The following is a 21,053-nucleotide window of genomic DNA, read 5'->3' as shown; positions in this document are numbered from 1 at the left end:
GTCACTGTAAATTTTGCGTTAAATTAGCACAATAAAGAAATCTAAAGCCCTCTGTAATGAAAAAAATACCTCTATTGCTCGTTGCCTGCATGTTACTTTTCACTTCGGTAAATGCCCAGCATGCCGACAGGAGCAAATTCATTAAAGACAGTTTAGATCTTTACATCAGCAAGGCCCTCACCAACTGGCGTGTGCCCGGCGTAGCCGTTTGTATTGTAAAGGATAACAAAATTGTGCTGATGAAGGGCTACGGCATTAAAGAGCTTGGCCTCATGAACAAGGTTGATGAAAATACCCTGTTCATGATAGGCAGCAATACCAAGGCTTTTACGGCTACCGCCCTCGCCATGCTGCAGGCCAATAAAAAGCTATCCTTAGATGATAAGGTAACCAAATACATTCCTGAGTTTAAACTGGAAGACAAAAACGCGAGCGAGCAGGTAATTGTACGCGATCTGCTTTGTCACCGTCTCGGTTTCCAGACCTTTCAGGGCGATTTCACTTTCTACAACACTAATCTTACCCGCCAGGATGTAATAGCACGCCTGGGAAGGCTAAAAGCCGCCTATCCATTCCGTACACGCTGGGGTTATACCAACGCGGCATTCTTAACAGCCGGTGAGATCATTCCAAAAGTAACCAACGGGCACTCATGGGAGGCTTATGTAAAAGAGGCTATTTTTGCACCACTGGGCATGGGTAACACTTTAGCTTTAAGTAAAGATCTGCCAACTTCTATAAACCGTACAGTACCTCATACCATTGTTGATGGCAGGCTCACCCCTATCCCCTATTGCCAGATAGACGGGATCGCGCCGGCAGGGTCTATCAGCTCATCGGTAAATGACATGAGCAAATGGGTATTGGCTTTGTTGAACAATGGCAAGGTAGGCCAGCGCCAGGTGATCCCTGCTGCAGCTATCGAGGCAACCCGTGTACCACAGGACATTGTTGGCAGCGTTCACCACATGAATGGTGAAAATAACTTTGAGCTTTACGGCCTGGGGTGGTTTATACAAGACTATTCAGGGCACCGCCTTGTAATGCATGATGGCGGCGTTAATGGCTACTTATCGTCGGTAACGCTTTCGCCGCAGGATAACCTGGGCATTGTTATATTAACTAATACAGATCAAAACCTACTCTTTGAAGCCTTGCGCTGGGATATCCTGGATGCTTACTTTAAACAACCATTCCGCAACTACAGCGAAGGTTACTTAAAGCAATACAAAGCCAATACCGCTACTGAACAAGCTGAGGACAAAAAACTGAAAGACTCTGTGCTGTTAAACCCCAAACCCATGTTGCTGCCTAACAAATACCTTGGCAAATACACCAACGAGTTTTATGGCAGTATGGAAGTTACACAAGGAGAGGGTAACAACCTTGAGATGCGCTTTGAGCATCACCCCAAAATGTACGCATTGCTAAAACCCCTTGGCGGCAACCGGTTCTACGTTACATTTTCCGATCCTACGTTAGGTAAGGCTGTATTTCCGTTCACCGTACAAAACGGCGAGGTTACTGGCGTACGCGTAAAAGTGGCTGATTTTGTAGAGCGGGGGGCTTATGATTTTAAGAAGAATTAGGGCGAGGGAAAGGGCTGTTATTTAACCCCATTTGATTGGTCAATGAGACTTCCTCCGGATTAAAGCAGCCCCTACTAAAGGTTAAAAAAAATGTCATTTCGACTGAGCTGTGGCGGGTCGAGCGAAGGAGCGAAAGAGAAATCTTGTACTCCATGTTTAGTTCGACTTGCGAGACGTATAAGATTTCTCCTCGTACCTCGTTCGAAATGACATTTTGGTTTTATCAATCGATATTCATTAATAAGGTACACAGCTTTTTAAGAGAGGTTTTCTTTAAAGCTCCATAAAAAAGCGGGATAACTTTTCCCGAAAGAAAAATTATCCCGCTGAAAATATCTGGGCAACTAACCGCTTATTGCAATACGATCTTACGGATGCGGTTGTTATAGTAATCAGCCACGTAAAGGTTATTGCTGGCATCAACTGTTATGCCCTGCGGCGAATTAAAGATACCTGCGGTGCCAACACCTTCTGCAAAGCCTGTTGTGCCGTTACCTGCAATAGTTCTTAACACCCTGTCTTTAGTGATTTCCAGGATTCGGCCGTTCTGATCAGTTATGAACAGGTTTCCGCTTTTGTCAAACGCGATAGCCGACGGGCCACCAACAAGGGTAGTTTGTTTATTACCGCCAACAAAAGTAGAAACAACGCCAGCCGGAGTAATTTTACGAATGGTGTGGTTAAGCGCCTCGGCAACGTAAATGTTGTTATTAGCGTCGATAGCTATGCCATTAGGCCTGTTGAAAGTAGCGCTGGTAGCTGTTGCATTGTCCAGGTAGCTTGCGCCCCTGCTGCCTGCAAACGTAGTAACAACACCTGCCGATGTAATTTTACGGATCAGGTTATTACCCATATCGGCAACAAAAATGTTTCCAGAGCCGTCAATTGCCAAACCACGCGGGCTGTTAAAAGTTGCTTTGGTACCGGTTCCATCTGCATATCCGGCATCGCCGCTACCTGCAAAAGTGCTTACTGTGCCATCCGGGGTAATCTTACGGATGTTGTTATTGCCATAATCGGCTACGTAAATATTGCCTGTTGCATCTGTAACTAAACTTTGCGGAGCATAAAACTGAGCTGTAGCTATTGGGCCATCAACGTAGCCAATAGCGCCACTGCCAGATAACGTGGTAACATCTCCGGCTGTAGTAACTTTACGTATAGCGCTATTAAATGAATCTGCAACATAAATATTGCCATCAGCAGCGCCTACAGTTACACCCTGCGGGCTGTCAAAAAAAGCAGCGCCGCCTAAACCGTCAATAAAGTCAGATCCGGCGTTACCTGCCAGTGTACTAACTGTACCACCAGCGTAAGTAGTACCGTCGCCGGTAGTGAATTGTATAACCTTACCATAACCGGTACCTGCGCTGTTTATAGCATAAGCACGGGCATAATAAGTTGTTTTAGGGCTTAAACCGGTAATTTTGGTTGTATAAGCAAATTGAAGTACGGTATCTGTAGTCTTTTTATCAGCCGTAGTTGGTGTTTGATTGGTTGAGCTATAGCAAACGCCATAGGTACCAAGGCTCACATCCTGCGTTCCGTTAAATAAACCGCCCGCATAGGCTATTGTTCCACTTTCAGCAGTAACCACATCCGTGGTGGTTAAATCCGGTACGGTTACTGGTGTAACGCTTCCGCTTTTACCACAACCTGCACCTGCCAAAGCAACGGCAACTATAAACGCGGCAAATAAAATTGTTTTAGTAAAGCTCTTTTTCACGAGTTTGTTTAAAAGTTATATAGTAAAGTAAGCAAAATTAACTTATCAGTACGTAGTAAATCACTTTAAAGTAACATTTTAACAAATATTAACATACTTATTACGTACCAAAACCTGGTATTGCCCTGCATTTGCCGACAAAACCGGTCAATCAATTTTTTTAACGGGCGTAAAGTAACCAAAAACTCAGCAACATTTTCGGCACGGATGTGTTAATAATTAACCATGAAAACAATAATGCTGTTTATATCGCTCCTGATAGTTAATGCGGCCACAGCACAAAAGCAAGTACCGTTACCGCATGGAATGATATTTGGCCAGAAACCCGATACCGTAGCTTTAATGCCGGCCTCCAAACTGGAAGCCTTTATGGGAAAAAAAACGCGGATCACTACTGCCATTTCAGGCAAGGTGATTAAAGTCACTAAAGAAAAAGGAGGTTGGTTTGAAATGGATGCAGGCAGCAAGCGCGTTATTACGGCTCACTTCGCCAATGCAGGTATAAATTTGCCGACCGCTCTTGCCGGTCGCACAGTAATAATTTCGGGGATAGCTGCCAAACAGTTCATTGCCGATGATCTGCAGCATATGGCCGGCGACACGGTTAACGGTAAAAAGCAGCATAAAACTAATACCAGTTCTGATAGAAAGGTCAGTTTTGAAGTAAAAGGTTTTATGATAGATAAATAAGCCTATTCAAGCTTAGTAAAAGAAAAGCTATAAATAAGCCTCAATCCGGCTACGGGTGTTGGCTGGCTGCCCCTCTTCATATAATCGCCATGAAAATTCAGATCAAGGGTTTGATGCCGTGCTGATAAGATGATAAAACCTATCCCGGCAGTGGCGCCGAAGCCGGAATAATCGGGATCAAGATGGCCGAATGCACCTGCCAATGTATAAATCTCTTTGCTGAAATAATATCTACCCGATAACCCGGCCAGCACACCATAGGCAACTTCGCCCCCCAGATACGGTGTTATACTTACAGCCTTTGCTATTTTAACTTCACCCTGTAAAAGGGCGCCAAAGCCATTACTATTTTCGCGGGAGGTGTTTAAGGAAAGACCAAGGCCAATAGCGTTTTTGGCTTGGGCATAAGTTTTCATTGTCCCACCAATCAGCAGAACAAAAAGCAGGATAAAGGTAGTTCTCAATGCAGGATATAATTAATCGTCAGGGTTAATATGTGATACATTAACCCTGACGACCAATATTAAGCATTTGTTACAATGAGCTGCCTTAATTTTTCAGAAACTTCGTTTTTATTTACTGCAGATGCTTCGCGTTTGCATTTCATATAATGCTCGCGGGCAATTTTTTCGGCCAGATCGCCGATAGTTTTTACATGCATCTCTTTGCCAAAACGGCCGGCCAGTTTTAAGCCTACACCAGCTACCACCATACCGGCAATACCTATAGCCAGGTGATAAAAGGCAAAAACAAAGCTAACCACCAAAATCATAGAAAACAGGTTGACAATCCATTGCTTGGGTTGAAGCAAGCTGATCTGGAAACCCATCTCTTCTTCAATAGCAGCTACAGCCTCAATACGGCTATCGCGCGGGAAAAGATCAACAAGTTTGGTTTGGGGCTTTATGATATCCTTATCGTGCCCTGCCGATGCATTGATGGCATTACGGAGTTTGTAAAATGCCTGCTGTGTGGTACAGCCATCGTTTGTTTTTTTTACTTTTTCGAGAACAACGTCGCAAAGTTTACCAAAGTTTTGTACATCGTTTGCCGATGCGTCGTTTAAACTGATGTTAAATGACTTTTCAATTTTCATTAAAACACCATCCATATCTTCAGGATCAACACTCTTCAGGTTGATGTCCTGACCATTAGCCGAATTAACTTTCAATCTATAGTAACTAAATACAACAATAGTGAACCTGCAATTAGGGTTGCAGGTTCACGTTATTAGCAATTAAACTACAAAGGCTGCAATTTAATGTTTTAATTATTTACTCAAGTACATTGATTTCTCTTTGTACAGGTGCCTGAAGTATGGGTCTTGCAGGTTAGGGATAAAGCGGATAGCCTCACCGGTTGATTTCATTTCAGGGCCAAGCTCCTTGGTAACCTCAGGGAATTTATCGAATGAGAATACCGGTTCTTTGATGGCGTAGCCCCACAGCTTGCGCTCGATAGTGAAGTCGCTTAGCTTGTTAACTTCCAGCATAACTTTGGTAGCTATGTTGATGTAAGGCACGTCATAAGCCTTAGCAATGAAAGGTACAGTACGTGAAGCACGTGGATTGGCCTCAATTACATAAACCTTGTCATCCTTAACCGCGAACTGGATGTTCAACAAGCCGCGTACGTTAAGTGCTGTAGCTATCTTCTTGGTATATTCTTCTATCTGGTGGATAACGGTATCCGAAAAATCGAACGGAGGCAGTACAGCGTACGAGTCGCCAGAGTGGATACCTGCAGGCTCGATGTGCTCCATCATACCAATGATGTGTACATCCTCACCATCGCTGATCGAGTCAGACTCGGCCTCAGCGGCGCGGTCAAGGAAGTGGTCAATCAGTACACGGTTACCAGGCAGGTTGCGCAATAAGCTTACAACCGCTTTTTCAAGGTCCTCATCGTTAATCACGATGCTCATGCCCTGGCCACCTAATACGTAGCTTGGCCTTACCAACACAGGGTAACCAACTTTGTGAGCAACTTCAAGTGCTTCTTCAGCGCTTTCAGCTACACCGTATTTTGGATATGGAATGTCAAGGTCTTTCAACAGGTCAGAGAAACGGCCGCGGTCTTCGGCAATGTCCATGTTATTGAATGATGTACCAATGATGCGGATACCGTGCTCGTGCATTTTCTCAGCCATTTTAAGCGCGGTTTGACCACCCAGCTGAACAATAACACCGTAAGGTTTCTCCAATTCGATGATCTCGCGTACATGCTCCCAGTAAACCGGCTCAAAGTACAGCTTATCGGCCATGTTAAAGTCGGTTGATACCGTTTCAGGGTTACAGTTAACCATGATAGCCTCAAAGCCTGCTTCTTTAGCGGCAAGTAAACCGTGCACACAGCTGTAATCAAACTCGATACCCTGGCCTATACGGTTAGGGCCTGAGCCTAATACGATGATCTTTTTCCTGTCAGATGCTACAGATTCGTTCTCGCCTTCGTAGCTTGAATAGTAGTATGGAGTTTTTGCAGGGAATTCGGCAGCGCAGGTGTCAACCATTTTGTAAACGCGGTGCATGCCCAGGGCTTTGCGGCGCTGGTAAACATCTTCCTCGGTTACGTTACCCAAAATGTGGGCAATCTGCACGTCTGAGAAACCTTTTTGTTTCAGCGTGTACAGGAACTCTTCAGGAACATTATTCAGTGAGTAACGGCGAAGCTCTACTTCCAGGTTAACCAACTCCTGGATCTGGTTTAGGAACCAGCGGTCGATTTTGGTTACTTTACGTACCGATTCGATAGGTACACCCAGGCTTAAGGCGTCATAAATGTGGAACAACCTGTCCCAGCTTGGATGCTCCAGGCTGGCCATGATCTCTTCCAGGTTACGGCTCTGGCGACCGTCGGCACCTAAACCGGCGCGACCAATCTCCAGACTTTGGCAGGCCTTCTGTAAAGCCTCGGTAAAGCTGCGCCCGATACCCATAACCTCACCTACCGATTTCATCTGCAGGCCAAGTTCTTTATTAGCGCCTTTGAACTTATCAAAGTTCCAACGAGGTATTTTAACGATCACGTAATCCAACGTTGGCTCAAAGTAAGCCGAAGTGGTTTTGGTGATCTGGTTTTCAATTTCATCAAGGTTATAACCTATCGCCAGCTTAGCAGCAATTTTAGCGATTGGGTAACCGGTAGCTTTTGAAGCAAGAGCTGATGAGCGTGATACACGCGGGTTGATCTCGATAGCGATGATCGATTCATCAGCAGGGTTTACCGAGAACTGCACGTTACAACCGCCGGCAAAGTTGCCGATGGCGCGCATCATCTTGATAGCCTGGTTACGCATTTCCTGGTAGCAACGATCGCTCAGGGTCATGGCAGGGGCTACAGTGATCGAATCGCCGGTGTGGATACCCATCGGGTCAAAGTTCTCGATAGAACAGATGATGATCACGTTGTCGTTGCTATCGCGCAGCAACTCTAACTCGTACTCTTTCCAGCCTAATACAGCTTGCTCAACCAATACCTCGTGGGTTGGTGAAGCCTGCAAACCACGGTTAAGGGCAGCGTCGAAATCTTCTTTTTTGTGAACGAAACCCGCGCCTTTACCACCCAGCGTGTAGCTTGGGCGAATAACCAGCGGGAAACCGATTTCCTGCGCACCTTCTTTACCTTCAAGGAATGAGTTGGCGATTTTTGATTTAGCAACACCTACGCCGATGTCAACCATCAGCTGGCGGAACGCTTCGCGGTTTTCGGTTTTTTCGATGGCGGCGATATCTACACCGATAACTTTAACGCCATACTTTTCCCAGATGCCGCGTTCAGACGCTTCGATACAAAGATTCAACGCGGTTTGGCCGCCCATGGTAGGCAGTACAGCATCAATCTGTTGTTCAGTTAAAATTTTCTCAATGCTTTCGCAGGTGAGCGGCAGAAGATAAACATGGTCGCTGATAACTTTATCCGTCATAATAGTTGCCGGATTGCTGTTAATGATAGAAACGGAGATGCCTTCTTCTTTTAGCGAGAGAGCAGCTTGCGATCCGGAATAATCAAATTCGCAAGCCTGGCCGATGATGATTGGGCCGGAGCCGATAATCAGAACGGATTTAATGGAGGTGTCTTTGGGCATAGGGCTTTTTTTTAATTCAAAAGTTCTAAGTCAAAAGTTAAAGACAGTTAAGCCTTTAAACGGTTTTTCCTATGCGCTGAAAGCCAAGAAATCCCGACTTCAGCGTCGGGGTGCAAAGATAGAATTTTAACAAACACCATTCATGTTTTTTTTCAGATTTAACATTACAGCAATTACACCCCGCTTTTTTTAAGTTTTAAGGCACTTTTTCATAAAACAATAGGCATATTATTTTCGTAGAATCTTACTATATTTACCTACAGCCCCGGCTGTAAAAATCCCAATTAAACCTGTAATTGCGCCAACCCGCAAATACTTTATATATTTAGGAACTATGATAAAGAAGCCTGTTTTTCCATTGCTTGTGGCTATTTTATTCCTTGGCAGCTGCGCTATGCTGCAATCAGTTGTTAAATCAACTTTCCCCTACACGGCTACTATGGTGATCCCGGCGTCGGCTAAGGTTGATGAAGCTCAAATAGCAGTAAGTACGGGTAACAGCTTTGACCAGGATTTTACTAAAGATGGCAACAACGCCAATAAAATAAGTGAAGTACGCATCATATCGGCCAAGTTGGAATCAAAGGACCCTACGGATTATAACATCGGCAATATCGCTTCATTAAGGGTTTACATGGGTAAAAGCGATGGCAGTGAAGAAGTGATGGTAGCTATCCGCAAAGATATCCAACCCAATGCCGGTAACAGCATTGTATTGGATATCGATAACTCGCATTTTTTGGATGTGCTTGTACGCGAACCCTCGGTACGTATCAGGATGGTTTATCGCCTGCGTAAAGCAGCCGCTACCGACGCGAGCCTGAAAGTATCATTGGGGATAGGATCATACCCGTCCAATTAAGCCGGGCATCTCCCAAAAACTATTTAATCAGTTTATTATCTGAATCGGGGAATACAAGAATTGGTTCGTAGTTGCGGGCCTCCTCTGCCTCCATATACGCGTACGACATAATAATCACGATATCGCCTACCTGTGCCAGGCGGGCTGTAGCACCGTTCAGGCAAACTGTGCCGGTTCCGCGTTCGCCTTTGATAACATAAGTTTCAAAACGAGCGCCGTTATTGTTGTTCACTATCTGAACCTTTTCGTTGGGGATGATATTTGCCGCCTCAATCAGGTCTTCATCAATAGTGATACTGCCCACATAATTCAACTCCGCCTGCGTTACCTTAACCCGGTGAATTTTGGACTTTAATATTTCAATTGTCATGACGCAAAGTTAGGAATATTTAGTTCATGGTTCATAGTTGATAGTTCATAGTATTTGTTAGCTGATTGTAAATAGTTTATGATTATTTCAACAAACCCGCTAACAGCAATTTTGCTAAAAACCATGAACCATGATCTATGAACCATAGGCTTCTAACTAATCAACACATTATCAATCAATCTTGTTTTACCTACACGGGCAGCTACCAGTGCCACAACGCTTTCAGATGCCGGGGTGGCGGGATGAAGTGTCTTGCCATCGGCTATTTCAAAATACTCCAGTTCAACGCCGGGTTCATTGCTGATCATTTGAGCGGCCTGCTGCTGTAGCGTGTCAATTTGATTGATATCGAAGTTTTCTTTAACCCAGTTGAGCGTTTTGGACAGGATGAGCGAATGCTCACGATCATACGGGGTAAGGTGAATATTTCTCGAACTCATGGCCAGGCCGTCGGGTTCGCGTTCAATAGGGCACATCACCAGCTTAACCGGCATTTCCAATGCCTCAACCATTTTACTGATCACCATAAACTGCTGGTAATCCTTCTGGCCAAAAAAGGCTACATCGGGCTTAACTATATTGAACAATTTATTAACTACCTGAGTAACGCCCTGGTAATGCCCAGGCCTGAATTTTCCTTCCAGCAAGTGCTCCAGATCGCCCATGTCAAAATGCCATTTCTCATTATCAGCATACATCTCGGTAACCTGCGGATTAAACAAAATATCGCAGTTTACTTCTTCTAATCGGCGGATATCTTCGGTTATCGGGCGTGGGTATTTTTCGAGGTCCTTAGGGTCATTAAACTGGGTAGGGTTTACAAAAATGCTGCAAACAACCTGGGTGCTTTGCTGCTTTGCCAGTTCAATTAAACCCAGGTGCCCTTTATGCAATGCACCCATGGTTGGTACAAAGCCAATTACTTTTACAGGCTTACGGTTAAAGTAATCTGATATTTCTTTTTTGGTGGTGAATATTTTCAATGTAACAGGTATTACAAAATCTGGCAAAGGTGTACAATTGCTTAAAAATAACCAAAAGTTACTTGCATAATTCGTTGGCAGTTTATATAATATTAGTTATATTTGCAAACTCAAATTTTTTGACTTCTTTACATTTTAAATACTGATTTAGTGATGGGTAAATCTAAGCTTTTGTTTATAACTCATGAAATGTCCCCTTTCCTTGAACTCACAAAAATTGCTGAAATAACACGCCAACTCCCGCAGGCTATGCAGGACAAAGGTTACGAAATTCGTATCCTTATGCCACGTTTCGGTAACATCAATGAGCGCAGGAACAGACTTCATGAAGTGATCCGGTTATCGGGTATGAATATTATCATTGATGATAATGACAACCCGCTGATCATCAAAGTAGCATCTATCCCGGCGGCGCGTATGCAGGTGTATTTTTTGGATAATGAAGAATATTTTCAGCGTAAACATGTATTTGCAGACAAAGAAGGTAAATTTTACGCCGACAATGATGAGCGTATGATTTTCTTCTGCAAAGGCGCATTGGAAACTGTTAAAAAATTAGGTTGGGCTCCGGATGTGATCCATTGCCATGGCTGGATGAGCGCGCTTGTACCTGCTTATCTTAAAACAACCTACAAAGACGATCCTACTTTCAAACACTCAAAAATCATTTATTCTATTTATGAAAATGATTTTAAGGAGAAATTGCACAATGACTTTACTACAAAAGCCATTATGAGCAATATGAACGAGCAGCATGTTGAGCCTTACAAAGGCGGCACCAACTCGGCATTATATGCCGGTGCTATCCACTACTCAGACGGTATCGTTTTGGGCAGCCCTGACATTGATGCAGATGTGTTAAATAATGTTAAAAACAGCAATAAATCGGTTTTAGAATTTGATTCTACCGCAGATTTCGAAAATTATTACAATTTTTACGACGAAATTACCAACGACGAATTGGTGGATGTTGCATAAGACTTAATATTATATATGAAATTTTTCCGATTAGACTTATTGACCCTGTTAATAAGTCTTTTTATTTTGAATAGTTGTAAACGCCAGGATGGTATTGGTTTGGGTATCAATGATCAAAACGAGATCAATGGTAACCTGGTAGTTGATACCAATATCGTTATCAATACTGTTGCTGATGATACCGCGTCGACATCGGGTATGACAAGAACACCGCTTGCCAACTTTGTTGACCCTGTATTTGGTACAACAAAAAGTATTGTTGCACTGGGCGTTAACTTACCAAATGGTGCAGCGTATTCTGTTCCGGCAGGTACCCTTACCATTGACTCGGCTATACTTGTACTCAAATATTCTGATGGTTTTTATGGCGACTCACTGGCTTCGCGTTATAAAATAAACGTTTATCAGCTTCAAAAGAAGGTTGAAAGCAAAACCTATTACAGCAATAACCACTGGGATGCCGATCTGAGCGCTTTGCTTGGTTCTAAAACCTTCACCGCGCGTACGCATGACAGTATCACTATTGCCCGTATCCGTGCCGACTCTACCGATACCGTACAGCGTGTTGCGCCTCAGTTGCGTGTACCATTGAGCAAAGCATTCATCTACAATAACCTGTTTAATGCAAGCGGTACAGTACTGGCATCGCCTACTACTTTCCAAAGTACAATAAAAGGTTTATACCTGAGCTTAGAAAGGGCACAGGCCAGCGACGCCGGTGGTATTATACAGCTTGACCTTGGTTCGTCTCAAATTGATGTTTTCTATAAAGTTGTTACCGCAGCCACGAGTACGACGACGAGTACCATCGACACAGCTTCGGTAACCATGCCGTTCTTTAACCGTGCCGCGGAAATTACGCATACTTACAGCACTACCATTCAGGCGGCACTTAATAATACAACAACATCGCAAAATACAGTTTACCTTCAGGGACTTGCAGGCTTAAGGGCTAAACTAAGTTTCCCTGGTTTGGATAAACTTGTTGACTCATCGGTAGTATTAAACCGTGCCGAAATCGTTATAACGCCACGTGCCGGTTCAGGTGTACCTTATGCGCCATTGCCTAAGCTAACCATGTATAAATTGGATATAGCCAAACAAAGGACATTAATACAGGATGCAAGTGCAAGCGATCCGCGTTCACAAACCAGCTTGTTTGGCGGCCGCTATGATCGTACCAAAAAAGAATACCACTTCCTGGTTACGGCTTTTGTTCAGGATCTGATCCGCAAGAAAACCATTGACTATGGTACTTATATTGCCCCGGTTGATACTACCCTTGTTAACACCACAACAGGTATTGACGTGGCACCATCAACACAAACGGCAGCCCGTTCGATTATAGTGGGTAGCGATAAAAACACACCGGGTTACAGTATCCGCATGAATATCATTTACACCAAAATTCACAAGTAAGATATCTCTTAATAAACAAAAGAATCCCCGCTTAGGGGATTTTTTTGTTTAAGGCAAATCCACTTTTTAAAATACTTTTTTAAGTATTTTAAAACTTCTCCTTTTTCGCAAAAAATCAAAATAATTATTGCTGATATGTGTTATATAGCTGTTTATTTTGCGGCGTTTAACATTTATACTTGATATTTTATGTGCGGAATTGTTGGTTATATAGGATTTAGGGATGCTTATCCCATCGTTATAAAAGGGCTGCACAGGCTCGAATACCGTGGCTATGACAGCGCCGGTGTTGCCTTGCTTGACCAGGATCTTAAAGTTTACAAAAAGGCTGGTAAAGTTGAAGACCTGGAAAATTTTGTAAAGGGCGTAGACCTGAAAGGGACAATTGGCATGGGCCACACCCGCTGGGCCACCCACGGCGAACCAAGCGACCGAAACTCGCACCCACACTCGTCTGGCGACAGGAAGCTTACCATCATCCATAACGGAATTATTGAAAACTACGGCATCATTAAAGAAACCCTCATTGCCAAAGGCCACGTTTTTAAAAGTGATACCGATACTGAAGTTTTAATACACCTGATCGAGGATATCCAGAATGCGACAGGCCTTGATTTAAAAGATGCAGTACGTGTAGCCTTAAACAAAGTGATAGGTGCATATGCCATTGTAATTATGAGCGCCGATGAGCCGGATCTGATGATAGCTGCGCGCAAGGGCAGTCCGATGGTGATTGGCGTAGGTAAAGGTGAATATTTCATTGCGTCTGACGCTACCCCTATTGTAGAGTACACCAAAAACGTGATCTACCTTAACGATAATGAAATTGCTTATGTGCATCGCGAAAACCTGTTGGTAAAAAATATCGACAACTCGGTACAAACACCATACATCCAGGAGCTTGATCTGAAACTGGAAATGCTGGAAAAAGGCGGCTATGACCACTTCATGATGAAGGAGATCTATGAGCAGCCCCGCTCCATCCGCGATTGCCTGCGTGGCCGTATTTATCCTCAGCAAGGCAAAGTTCAGCTTGGTGGGATTAAAGAATACACCGAGAAGCTAAAAAATGTTGACAGGATCATTATTGTGGCCTGTGGCACATCATGGCATGCCGGTTTGGTAGGCGAATATCTGATTGAAGAATACGCACGCGTACCGGTAGAAGTAGAATACGCTTCCGAGTTCAGGTACCGTAACCCTATCATAACCGAAAAAGACCTGGTAATAGCCATATCCCAATCGGGTGAAACAGCCGACACCATGGCGGCCATTGAACTGGCAAAAGAGAAAGGTGCTACCATTTTCGGTATCTGTAATGTGGTTGGCGCATCTATTCCACGCTTAACCCATGCAGGCGTTTACACTCATGCCGGCCCCGAAATTGGAGTAGCATCAACCAAGGCGTTTACAGCACAGGTAAGTGTGTTAACACTTATAGCGTTTTATATAGCCCAGCAGCGTGGCAAAATCACGCAAAGCAAAATGGTTGAATATTTAACCGGTTTAAACGAGATCCCTAACCTGGTACAGGAAACCCTGAAAACAAATGAACATATCAAGGAAATAGCTGCCCGGTTTAAAGACTCGAGCAATTGTTTATTCCTGGGCAGGGGCAGTTCATTCCCGGTGGCACTGGAAGGTGCTTTAAAGCTTAAGGAGATCTCTTATATACATGCCGAAGGTTATCCGGCTGCCGAAATGAAACACGGCCCTATCGCCTTAATTGATGATGAAATGCCAGTTGTGTTCATCGCCACTAAACATTCGTCGTACGAAAAAGTGATCAGCAACATCCAGGAAGTAAAAGCCCGTAAGGGGCACGTTATCGCTATTGTTAGCGAAGGCGATACCGAGGTAAAAGGAATGGCCGATTATGTAATAGAGATCCCGCAAACCAACGAGGCTTTTGTTCCGTTAGTGGCAACTATCCCGCTTCAGCTATTGGCTTATCATATAGCGGTAATGCGTGGTTGCAATGTGGATCAGCCACGTAACCTGGCAAAGTCGGTTACTGTTGAATAAGCCATTCCCAAACGATAATCTATTTTTACAAGCCCTTGCCCTTAACGGCAGGGGTTTTGTTATTTTTGGGAAGAAACAAATACCTGCTACCTATGAGTTTTGAAATTTTTGAACAAGCCGAATCCTGGATCTCCCTTATCACGCTTACCTTATTGGAGATTGTTTTAGGCATCGACAATATTGTGTTTATCTCTATCCTATCCGACAAACTTCCGGCCAGCCAGCAAAGCCAGGGCCGCCGGGTTGGTTTAGGCATGGCCATGATCACCCGCATCCTGTTATTGCTTTCTATCAGTTGGGTAATGACCTTAACAGCGCCCTTGTTTAACCTTAGTTCAATTTTTAGTATTACAGATGCCGAATGGGTAGAAAAACTGGCCATCTCCGGTCGTGATCTGATCCTGATCATCGGCGGTTTATTCCTGATCTATAAAAGCACCGCCGAGATCCATCATAAAATCGAAGGCGATGAAGAAAACGAAGGCGCGGTAAAAAAACATTCGTTTTGGGGCACCATATTACAGATCATGTTGCTGGATATCGTTTTCTCGCTCGATTCTGTGATTACTGCTGTCGGAATGGCCAGCCATGTTGAAATCATGATACTGGCCGTAGTTATAGCGGTAGGCATTATGATGTGGGCATCAAACGGTGTTGCCGCGTTTGTAAACAAACACCCCACCGTAAAAATGTTGGCGCTGTCGTTTTTGTTATTAATAGGCGTTTCGCTCCTGGCCGAAGCTTTTGAACAGCACATCCCGAAAGGCTACATTTATTTCGCCATGGCATTTTCTGTTTTGGTGGAGATGCTGAATTTGAAAATGAAAGCTAACAGGGTGAAGAAAGTGGAGAGCAAAAAGAATTAGAGAAATTCATCATTGCAAATTAATCTACGTCATTGCGAGCGAAGCGTGGCAACCGCACGGAGGCAGAGCCCCTCTGTACAGCATGCGATTGCTTCGTCGTTCCTCCTCGCAATGACATAGAGAAAAATCCATTTTTTTACATTGTCGCTAAAGCGCCACTACCATTGCTTTCCCAGCGTACTTAACCACTTTATCCGCCTTAGCAGTTAAAGCCACATCGGAGCCGTGAGCACCTTTAACCATTACAATATTAAAAGTGCGATTTTTCAGTTGGCCCGGGAAATAGCCTTTGGTGTCAGAGATACTCAGCTTATGGGTTTTATCATTCCAGTTTAAAGTGAACGTAGCCGACTGTCCTTTTTCATAATTATAGTTATCGTTCTCATCCTCATAAAACTTAAACGAGGCATCGGCACCCGGATAAATGCGAAGTTCGATATTGCTGTTTGGCTTCTCGGTAGCGTATTCAACATCCGGGCCCATAGGTATAATTGAGCCTGCTTTTACGTAAAGCGGCAATATTTCGATAGGCGCAGCAGCGCTGATGGTTTGACCGCCGTCAAGCAATTCGCCAGTCCAGAAGTTATACCATTTACTTGCCGCAGGCAGGTAAACCTGGCGGGCCTTGGCTTTTTTAGCGGCATCACTTGAAGTGTAAAGCTGCTCGGTAACAGGGTTAACCATAAAGGCCGGGCCAAACATATACTGGTCAGGAATACCATAAACATTGGCATCACCGCGGTAATCAAAAGCCAGCGAACGCATAATAGTATAGTTATCATTCGTAACACGACCTGCTAACGAATAAATGTATGGCATCAAACGGTAGCGTAACTTATCGAAGTTAAGCAGTATCGACCTTGTGTTTTCATCCCAGTTTTTGCTGAAGATAGCGCGTTCGCCTTTGCCGTGGATCCTGAATATCGGGCAGAATGTTCCGAACTGGAACCAGCGGGTAAAAAGCTCACGCTTATCAGGCTGCGACCAATCGGCAGGCTTCCAGTGATAGTGATAACCACCTATGTCTGATGTCCAGTAAGGAATACCCGATGTACAGGCGTTAATGCCCTGCGGCACCTGGTCTTTAAAATCGTGAAAGGTACACTCAATATCACTCGACCATAACGTCGAAGCATTACGCTGTTCGCCTGCAAACGACTGCCTCACCAGGAAGAAAGCGCGCTTGCCCGGAATATCCCTGCGCCAGCCTTCATATACACCTTTGGTATGCTGCAAAGAGTAAGTATTGAAATAATCAATGCCTTTACCAATGGCAAAATTACTTTGCCGACGGGCGTCCAACAATGCGCCATTATCGGGCTCACACTGATCTATCCACCAGGCATCCCAGCCATAGCGTTTGATGAGGCTATCGCGGGCCTGATCCCAATATAGCTCACGCGCTTTAGGATTGTGGGCATCGTAATAAGTATCAAAAGTATGGGTAACCACGTTATCCCAGGTAATATCGGTTAGGCCACCCATTTTATTCAGCGCGTCATAGTTAGGGGTACCCTTACCAAACACCGGCCAGATAGAGATCATGGCATGCAAATTTGCGGCATGTAAAGCGTCAATCAATTTTTGCGGATGCGGATAGCGCTCCGGCTTCATCACGTGCGAACCGATCGGCAATGGGTCCCAGTAGTACCAATCCTGCACAATCACGTCAACCGGAATATGGTTATTGCGATAATTATCTTTCACACTCAGGATCTCATCTTCGCTCAGGTACCTATCCTGCGACTGAAACAAACCATAAGCCCATTTACCAAACATAGGGGCTCTTCCGGTAGCGGTGCGATACAGATCGATGATGTGATCAAAACCGGGTCCGTAGAAAAAGAAGTAATCAACCTGTTTACCACTTTCTGATACATATTTAAATTTGGTATTATCTGCTTCGCCCCCGTAAAAATTACTGGCCGAATAGTTATCCCACATCAAACCATAACCTTTGGTTGATAGCATCACCGGGATAGCGCCTGTAAGATATTTAATAGCCAGATCCTGGTTGCGGCCTTTGTAATTGATAGACATGGAATCAAGCGGGTGACAACCCAACCCAAATAAGGCCTCATCCTTAGGAGAGTTAAATTGCGTAGTAACATTGTATGTATTGATTCCTGCAATAGTAGCAGGAGCCATCGATTTATTATCGTTGTCCTCAGCTGTGATCACATTACCTTTTAAATCGGTATAGGTAATAGCGTTGGTGGCTTTGTTTATTTTCACCTTCAACTTCGATGTGGCAATTACAACTTCCGCTTTCCCGTCAGTAACCTGGTAAGGCGTATGCTGTAGCCACTTGTTATTAACCACCAGCGATGCCTTGGCTTCAAAGGCATCAAATATGGTGTATTTTACCTCGATGATATCATCTTTACGGATGAGCACTTTCATGAGGCCTTTGTCGAGCGTAAAAGTAACACCATCGGCAGCTTTTTTAAACGATTTGATAACTGCCAAAGCAGGCATAGTTGACATACCTGTTAACAGCAAAATAATTAACACAATCGATTGCGTAAGTTTTGCACTTTTGTGAGATAATTGTTTAAACATCATGAGCACATAAATTGGTTTTATATTGAGTGTGAGATTGACACCTATTTAGACAGTGTGAATATAGCGTACTTTTTTTGAATTGGAATAATTTTTTTATAGCCTATTCTACGCAAAAATCAATTAATTAGTAAGACTAATTAGCGCTTTTACAATGTTCCTTTTATCAGAAACCGATGCAAAGAACAACGGCCCATTAGAGTTTTTAAACACAAAAACCCCGATGATTAAATCAGGGTTTTTAGGGCACTATCTGGGGCCTGGCTTCGTAAGCCTTATTATTGTTTGTTGAAAACAGTAGTGGTTCCGGATGTGGTTAGCTTTATTACCTTCTTTGTGTCGTCTATGGTACCTGTATAAGATTTTACGCTGTTATCGGCAAAAACAAGATCAAACGAGAACTGATACTTGTCAATTTTGCTGTTCGAGACTGTACCTGTTTGCCCGTCGACGGTTCCAGAGCCACCGAGTTTGTTGTCCTGGCCATCAAACGTAAATGAGTCGGTGTCATGTTGCCAAAAACCGATAAGATCGCCCAGAAGAACAATAACGCCGCCACCACCGCCGCCACCGTCACTACTTTTACCACACGTTGTGGTACAAAAGCCTGCAATAACGATCAAAATAACATAGAGGGGGAGATTTAATTTTTTCATGATTAAATGCTTTAGTTATTAATGATTACTAATTTTTTAACTGGCTCAGGAATAGTTTTACACGTTGTTCCATAACTGCAAGCTGATCTGTAATGGCCGGGACCTGTGTTTCTATTTGCGATTGGATCTCTTTTTTCAGCTTTTCCTTATCCTTATCGGACACTTGGTTCTGAAAATATTGATTGATCTGATTCTTAATATCATTTAAGGGGACTATCTTGTTTTTGCCGATGCCATAAATAAGCGTATCAGCTATCTCCCCAAACGTTTTGGAAAGCGCCGGATCGTCCCAGTAATCGCTCATCTTTTTTGAGTATGTGGGATAATTGACATATAATTTTTCAAAAGCCTGATTAAACCCATTTTGGGTTTGCGCATATTGTGTAAGCGCATTAACGTTAACAAAAGCATACACACCTATAAATTTAAAGGCAATCATTAAACTCTGCGCCTGTAGGATATAGTTTTGCAGGGCAGCGCTTATTTCGGGATAGAACAGGTCGATGCCATCCTGTTTCTCGCGGGCTGCTCTCAGATCTTCATTCGAGTAACCCAGTTTTTTAAGATTAGCCGCTATAGAGTCTATTTTATTCTGCAGTGCTTTGGTATCGGCTTGTCCCTTTTTGGCCGCGTCCTTTAATTGCGATAACGACGCCATATAGCTCTTGATCTGCCCGCTTGATTGGAAGCTTTCCAGTACTATCTGCGTTAACAGCGCTGGATTTTTAGGAATTAGCACCCTGCCTCCTATAGGGTAAAGTATGATGTAAGTTTTATCCGAGGTTTTAACCTCCACTTGGGTAGTACTGCTGTTAATGGCTGTAGTAAAAACGCCCGACTCATTTGTAGTTGCCGGATTGCCGTCGATAGTTATGGTATAGTTTTTAACTAAGGTGTTATTGTTTAACAGCTCGCCTTTGAACACCGTAGTCTGCCCATAACCGTTAAGGCCGGTCATACATAGACATACTATGCAAACAACAGCTTTCATAGCTTATTCAGTTGAAGCGTAAGCGGTACTTTAGACGAAAAAATCTGAGTACTGTTAAAACGTAGCTTTTTACCCATATAGATCCTTACCGGCAACTCGGTTCCATCCTTTATAGGTAATATTAAACTAAAATTGCCCAATTGATCTGCATTGGTTTTATACTGTCCATCTGCCAATACAATCAATACATCAGGAACGGGCTGTCCTTGTATATCTACAACCAAACCACTTACCTTTAAAGAATCCGGCTTCTTTTTGAGATGCAGTTCAATGGAGGTATGTCCGTCAACCGGGATAGTTACCTGCTGGCTTTGCCGGTAATAGCCGGCTACCGCAGGAGTAACGGTAATGCTTTTGCCTAATAAATTTACCGGCAAGTCGTTAAAGATCACAGAGCCGTTTTCAACTCTCGCCGAGTCGGGCTTGTTGAATAATACTTTAAGTACCCCGCCGTCTACCAGTTCATTTTTGCTCTCGTCTGCAAATACAATGAATTTTATATCGAACGAATCAGCAACCGGAGATAGCTTTAGGCCAAAATAGATAATCAGGCAGAAAATCACCGCGGGTCCGCCGAGCACTAAAGTTCCGTTATGCAACTGACCGCTATATTTCGCATGCGCCTTTAATGCCCCGAATAAAAAACCAGACGCAATTAAGGCCGCAAAAATCAGGAGAAAGAAATAAACCTGCGGACTCATATTTGCAGATTTATTGCTAAAGATCATAAGTGTTACCGCAGCCCCTACAAACAACACAAAACCCAATCCGGTTATGATAACCCAGCTTAAAGGCGAAACAGCTTTATTGGCTTCTGCAGGCATGTCGATAACAGGCTGTGTATTATAAAGTTAGTTATATTTATTTTATAATACGCAAATTTTTAACTGTTAGGAATTGTGGAGCCGCTTTTGGAGAGTAATGAGTAGTTGGATTGTTTGGATGTTCATATCAGGGCGTTTCCTTCGGCCGGGCTATCCGCTCATACGCCTGCAGGCCTTAAGCGCGCGCCGGTACCCGCTCCTATCCCTAACGCGGGTTGATGGAGGATTGTAGAATAGTGAGTAGTGAGTGGTTGATTAGGCGGATGGTTGTTATCGATGTTGGAGTTGTTGAGATAGGAAAGTATTTTAAATGCAAAAAGCCTTAGTGTGTTGCTAAGGCTTTTGCATTGTTGCACCATTAAAGGTGATAAAGGGTGGCACCGACCTACTCTCCCACGTTTTACCGCAGTACCATCGGCTCTGGC

The 21,053-nt window shown here is 43.8% G+C and carries 18 protein-coding genes; 7 read left to right on the top strand and 11 right to left on the bottom strand.

Annotation, left to right across the window (positions count from 1 at the left end; genetic code table 11):
* The first annotated feature begins 56 nt into the window (after positions 1–56).
* On the top strand, positions 57–1,589 hold the full coding sequence (locus EAH55_RS27280; RefSeq protein WP_121812489.1) for a serine hydrolase: 1,533 nt from the start codon (positions 57–59) through the stop codon (positions 1,587–1,589).
* Between the two features lie 352 nt (positions 1,590–1,941).
* Here EAH55_RS27280 and EAH55_RS27275 read toward each other — a convergent pair whose 3' ends face one another.
* Positions 1,942–3,315, bottom strand: a complete 1,374-nt coding sequence (locus tag EAH55_RS27275; protein ID WP_121812488.1) for an NHL repeat-containing protein — start codon at positions 3,313–3,315, stop codon at positions 1,942–1,944.
* A gap of 225 nt (positions 3,316–3,540) precedes the next feature.
* Here EAH55_RS27275 and EAH55_RS27270 point away from each other — a divergent pair, with 225 nt between their 5' ends.
* The gene (locus EAH55_RS27270) at positions 3,541–4,005 is read left to right on the top strand and encodes a DUF4920 domain-containing protein (protein WP_121812487.1); all 465 of its coding nucleotides are present in this window, start codon (positions 3,541–3,543) and stop codon (positions 4,003–4,005) included.
* 2 nt (positions 4,006–4,007) lie between these two features.
* Here the strand turns inward: EAH55_RS27270 and EAH55_RS27265 are convergent, their stop codons facing one another.
* The 3 genes from EAH55_RS27265 to carB all read right to left on the bottom strand — a co-directional run bounded on the left by EAH55_RS27265 (position 4,008) and on the right by carB (position 8,092).
* On the bottom strand, positions 4,008–4,469 hold the full coding sequence (locus EAH55_RS27265; protein WP_162997068.1) for a hypothetical protein: 462 nt from the start codon (positions 4,467–4,469) through the stop codon (positions 4,008–4,010).
* A 59-nt stretch (positions 4,470–4,528) separates the two neighbouring features.
* A complete protein-coding gene (locus EAH55_RS27260) occupies positions 4,529–5,176 on the bottom strand; it encodes a CPBP family intramembrane glutamic endopeptidase (RefSeq protein ID WP_121812485.1) in 648 nt (215 codons plus the stop codon).
* Positions 5,177–5,275: 99 nt separating this feature from the next.
* Entirely contained in the window at positions 5,276–8,092 is a 2,817-nt protein-coding gene (carB, locus tag EAH55_RS27255; RefSeq protein WP_112569009.1) for a carbamoyl-phosphate synthase large subunit, read from the bottom strand.
* Between the two features lie 334 nt (positions 8,093–8,426).
* Between carB and EAH55_RS27250 the strand changes: the two genes are divergently transcribed.
* Positions 8,427–8,954 carry a hypothetical protein gene (locus tag EAH55_RS27250; protein ID WP_121812484.1) on the top strand — a complete coding sequence of 176 codons (528 nt, stop codon included), beginning with the start codon at positions 8,427–8,429 and terminating at the stop codon, positions 8,952–8,954.
* Between the two features lie 19 nt (positions 8,955–8,973).
* On the opposite strand, the gene panD is transcribed toward EAH55_RS27250, so the two are convergent.
* Together panD and panC are read right to left on the bottom strand one after the other, a co-directional pair.
* A complete protein-coding gene (panD, locus tag EAH55_RS27245) occupies positions 8,974–9,324 on the bottom strand; it encodes an aspartate 1-decarboxylase (RefSeq protein ID WP_112569013.1) in 351 nt (116 codons plus the stop codon).
* A 152-nt stretch (positions 9,325–9,476) separates the two neighbouring features.
* Positions 9,477–10,334 carry a pantoate--beta-alanine ligase gene (gene panC / locus EAH55_RS27240; RefSeq protein WP_244228386.1) on the bottom strand — a complete coding sequence of 286 codons (858 nt, stop codon included), beginning with the start codon at positions 10,332–10,334 and terminating at the stop codon, positions 9,477–9,479.
* A gap of 126 nt (positions 10,335–10,460) precedes the next feature.
* On the opposite strand from panC, the gene EAH55_RS27235 reads away from it, so the two are divergent.
* From EAH55_RS27235 to EAH55_RS27220, 4 genes are all read left to right on the top strand, one after another.
* Entirely contained in the window at positions 10,461–11,285 is an 825-nt protein-coding gene (locus EAH55_RS27235; protein ID WP_112569015.1) for a glycogen/starch synthase, read from the top strand.
* A 15-nt stretch (positions 11,286–11,300) separates the two neighbouring features.
* Positions 11,301–12,704 (top strand): DUF4270 family protein, encoded by a 1,404-nt coding sequence (locus EAH55_RS27230; protein WP_121812482.1) that lies wholly within the window; start codon positions 11,301–11,303, stop codon positions 12,702–12,704.
* 189 nt (positions 12,705–12,893) lie between these two features.
* A complete protein-coding gene (gene glmS, locus EAH55_RS27225) occupies positions 12,894–14,729 on the top strand; it encodes a glutamine--fructose-6-phosphate transaminase (isomerizing) (RefSeq protein WP_112569019.1) in 1,836 nt (611 codons plus the stop codon).
* 92 nt (positions 14,730–14,821) lie between these two features.
* Entirely contained in the window at positions 14,822–15,595 is a 774-nt protein-coding gene (locus tag EAH55_RS27220) for a TerC family protein (protein ID WP_121812481.1), read from the top strand.
* A gap of 147 nt (positions 15,596–15,742) precedes the next feature.
* On the opposite strand, the gene EAH55_RS27215 is transcribed toward EAH55_RS27220, so the two are convergent.
* The 5 genes from EAH55_RS27215 to EAH55_RS31200 all read right to left on the bottom strand — a co-directional run.
* Complete coding sequence (locus EAH55_RS27215) at positions 15,743–18,082, bottom strand: glycoside hydrolase family 31 protein (protein WP_162997067.1); 2,340 nt, start codon at positions 18,080–18,082, stop codon at positions 15,743–15,745.
* 353 nt (positions 18,083–18,435) lie between these two features.
* Positions 18,436–18,813 (bottom strand): hypothetical protein, encoded by a 378-nt coding sequence (locus tag EAH55_RS27210; protein ID WP_121812479.1) that lies wholly within the window; start codon positions 18,811–18,813, stop codon positions 18,436–18,438.
* A gap of 28 nt (positions 18,814–18,841) precedes the next feature.
* The gene (locus EAH55_RS27205; RefSeq protein WP_162997066.1) at positions 18,842–19,804 is read right to left on the bottom strand and encodes a hypothetical protein; all 963 of its coding nucleotides are present in this window, start codon (positions 19,802–19,804) and stop codon (positions 18,842–18,844) included.
* Complete coding sequence (locus tag EAH55_RS27200; RefSeq protein ID WP_121812477.1) at positions 19,801–20,628, bottom strand: hypothetical protein; 828 nt, start codon at positions 20,626–20,628, stop codon at positions 19,801–19,803. Before EAH55_RS27200 ends, EAH55_RS27205 begins: the two co-directional genes overlap by 4 nt.
* Positions 20,629–20,786: 158 nt before the next feature.
* Positions 20,787–21,053 (bottom strand): hypothetical protein (locus tag EAH55_RS31200; protein ID WP_208644964.1); only part of this gene is annotated, 267 nt, incomplete at its 5' end.

This window comes from Mucilaginibacter kameinonensis, assembly GCF_003675385.1.
Classification (GTDB): Bacteria; Bacteroidota; Bacteroidia; order Sphingobacteriales; family Sphingobacteriaceae; genus Mucilaginibacter; species Mucilaginibacter kameinonensis.
The sequence above is the reverse complement of the archived record's forward strand: the minus strand, read 5'-3'. Positions and strand labels throughout refer to the sequence as shown.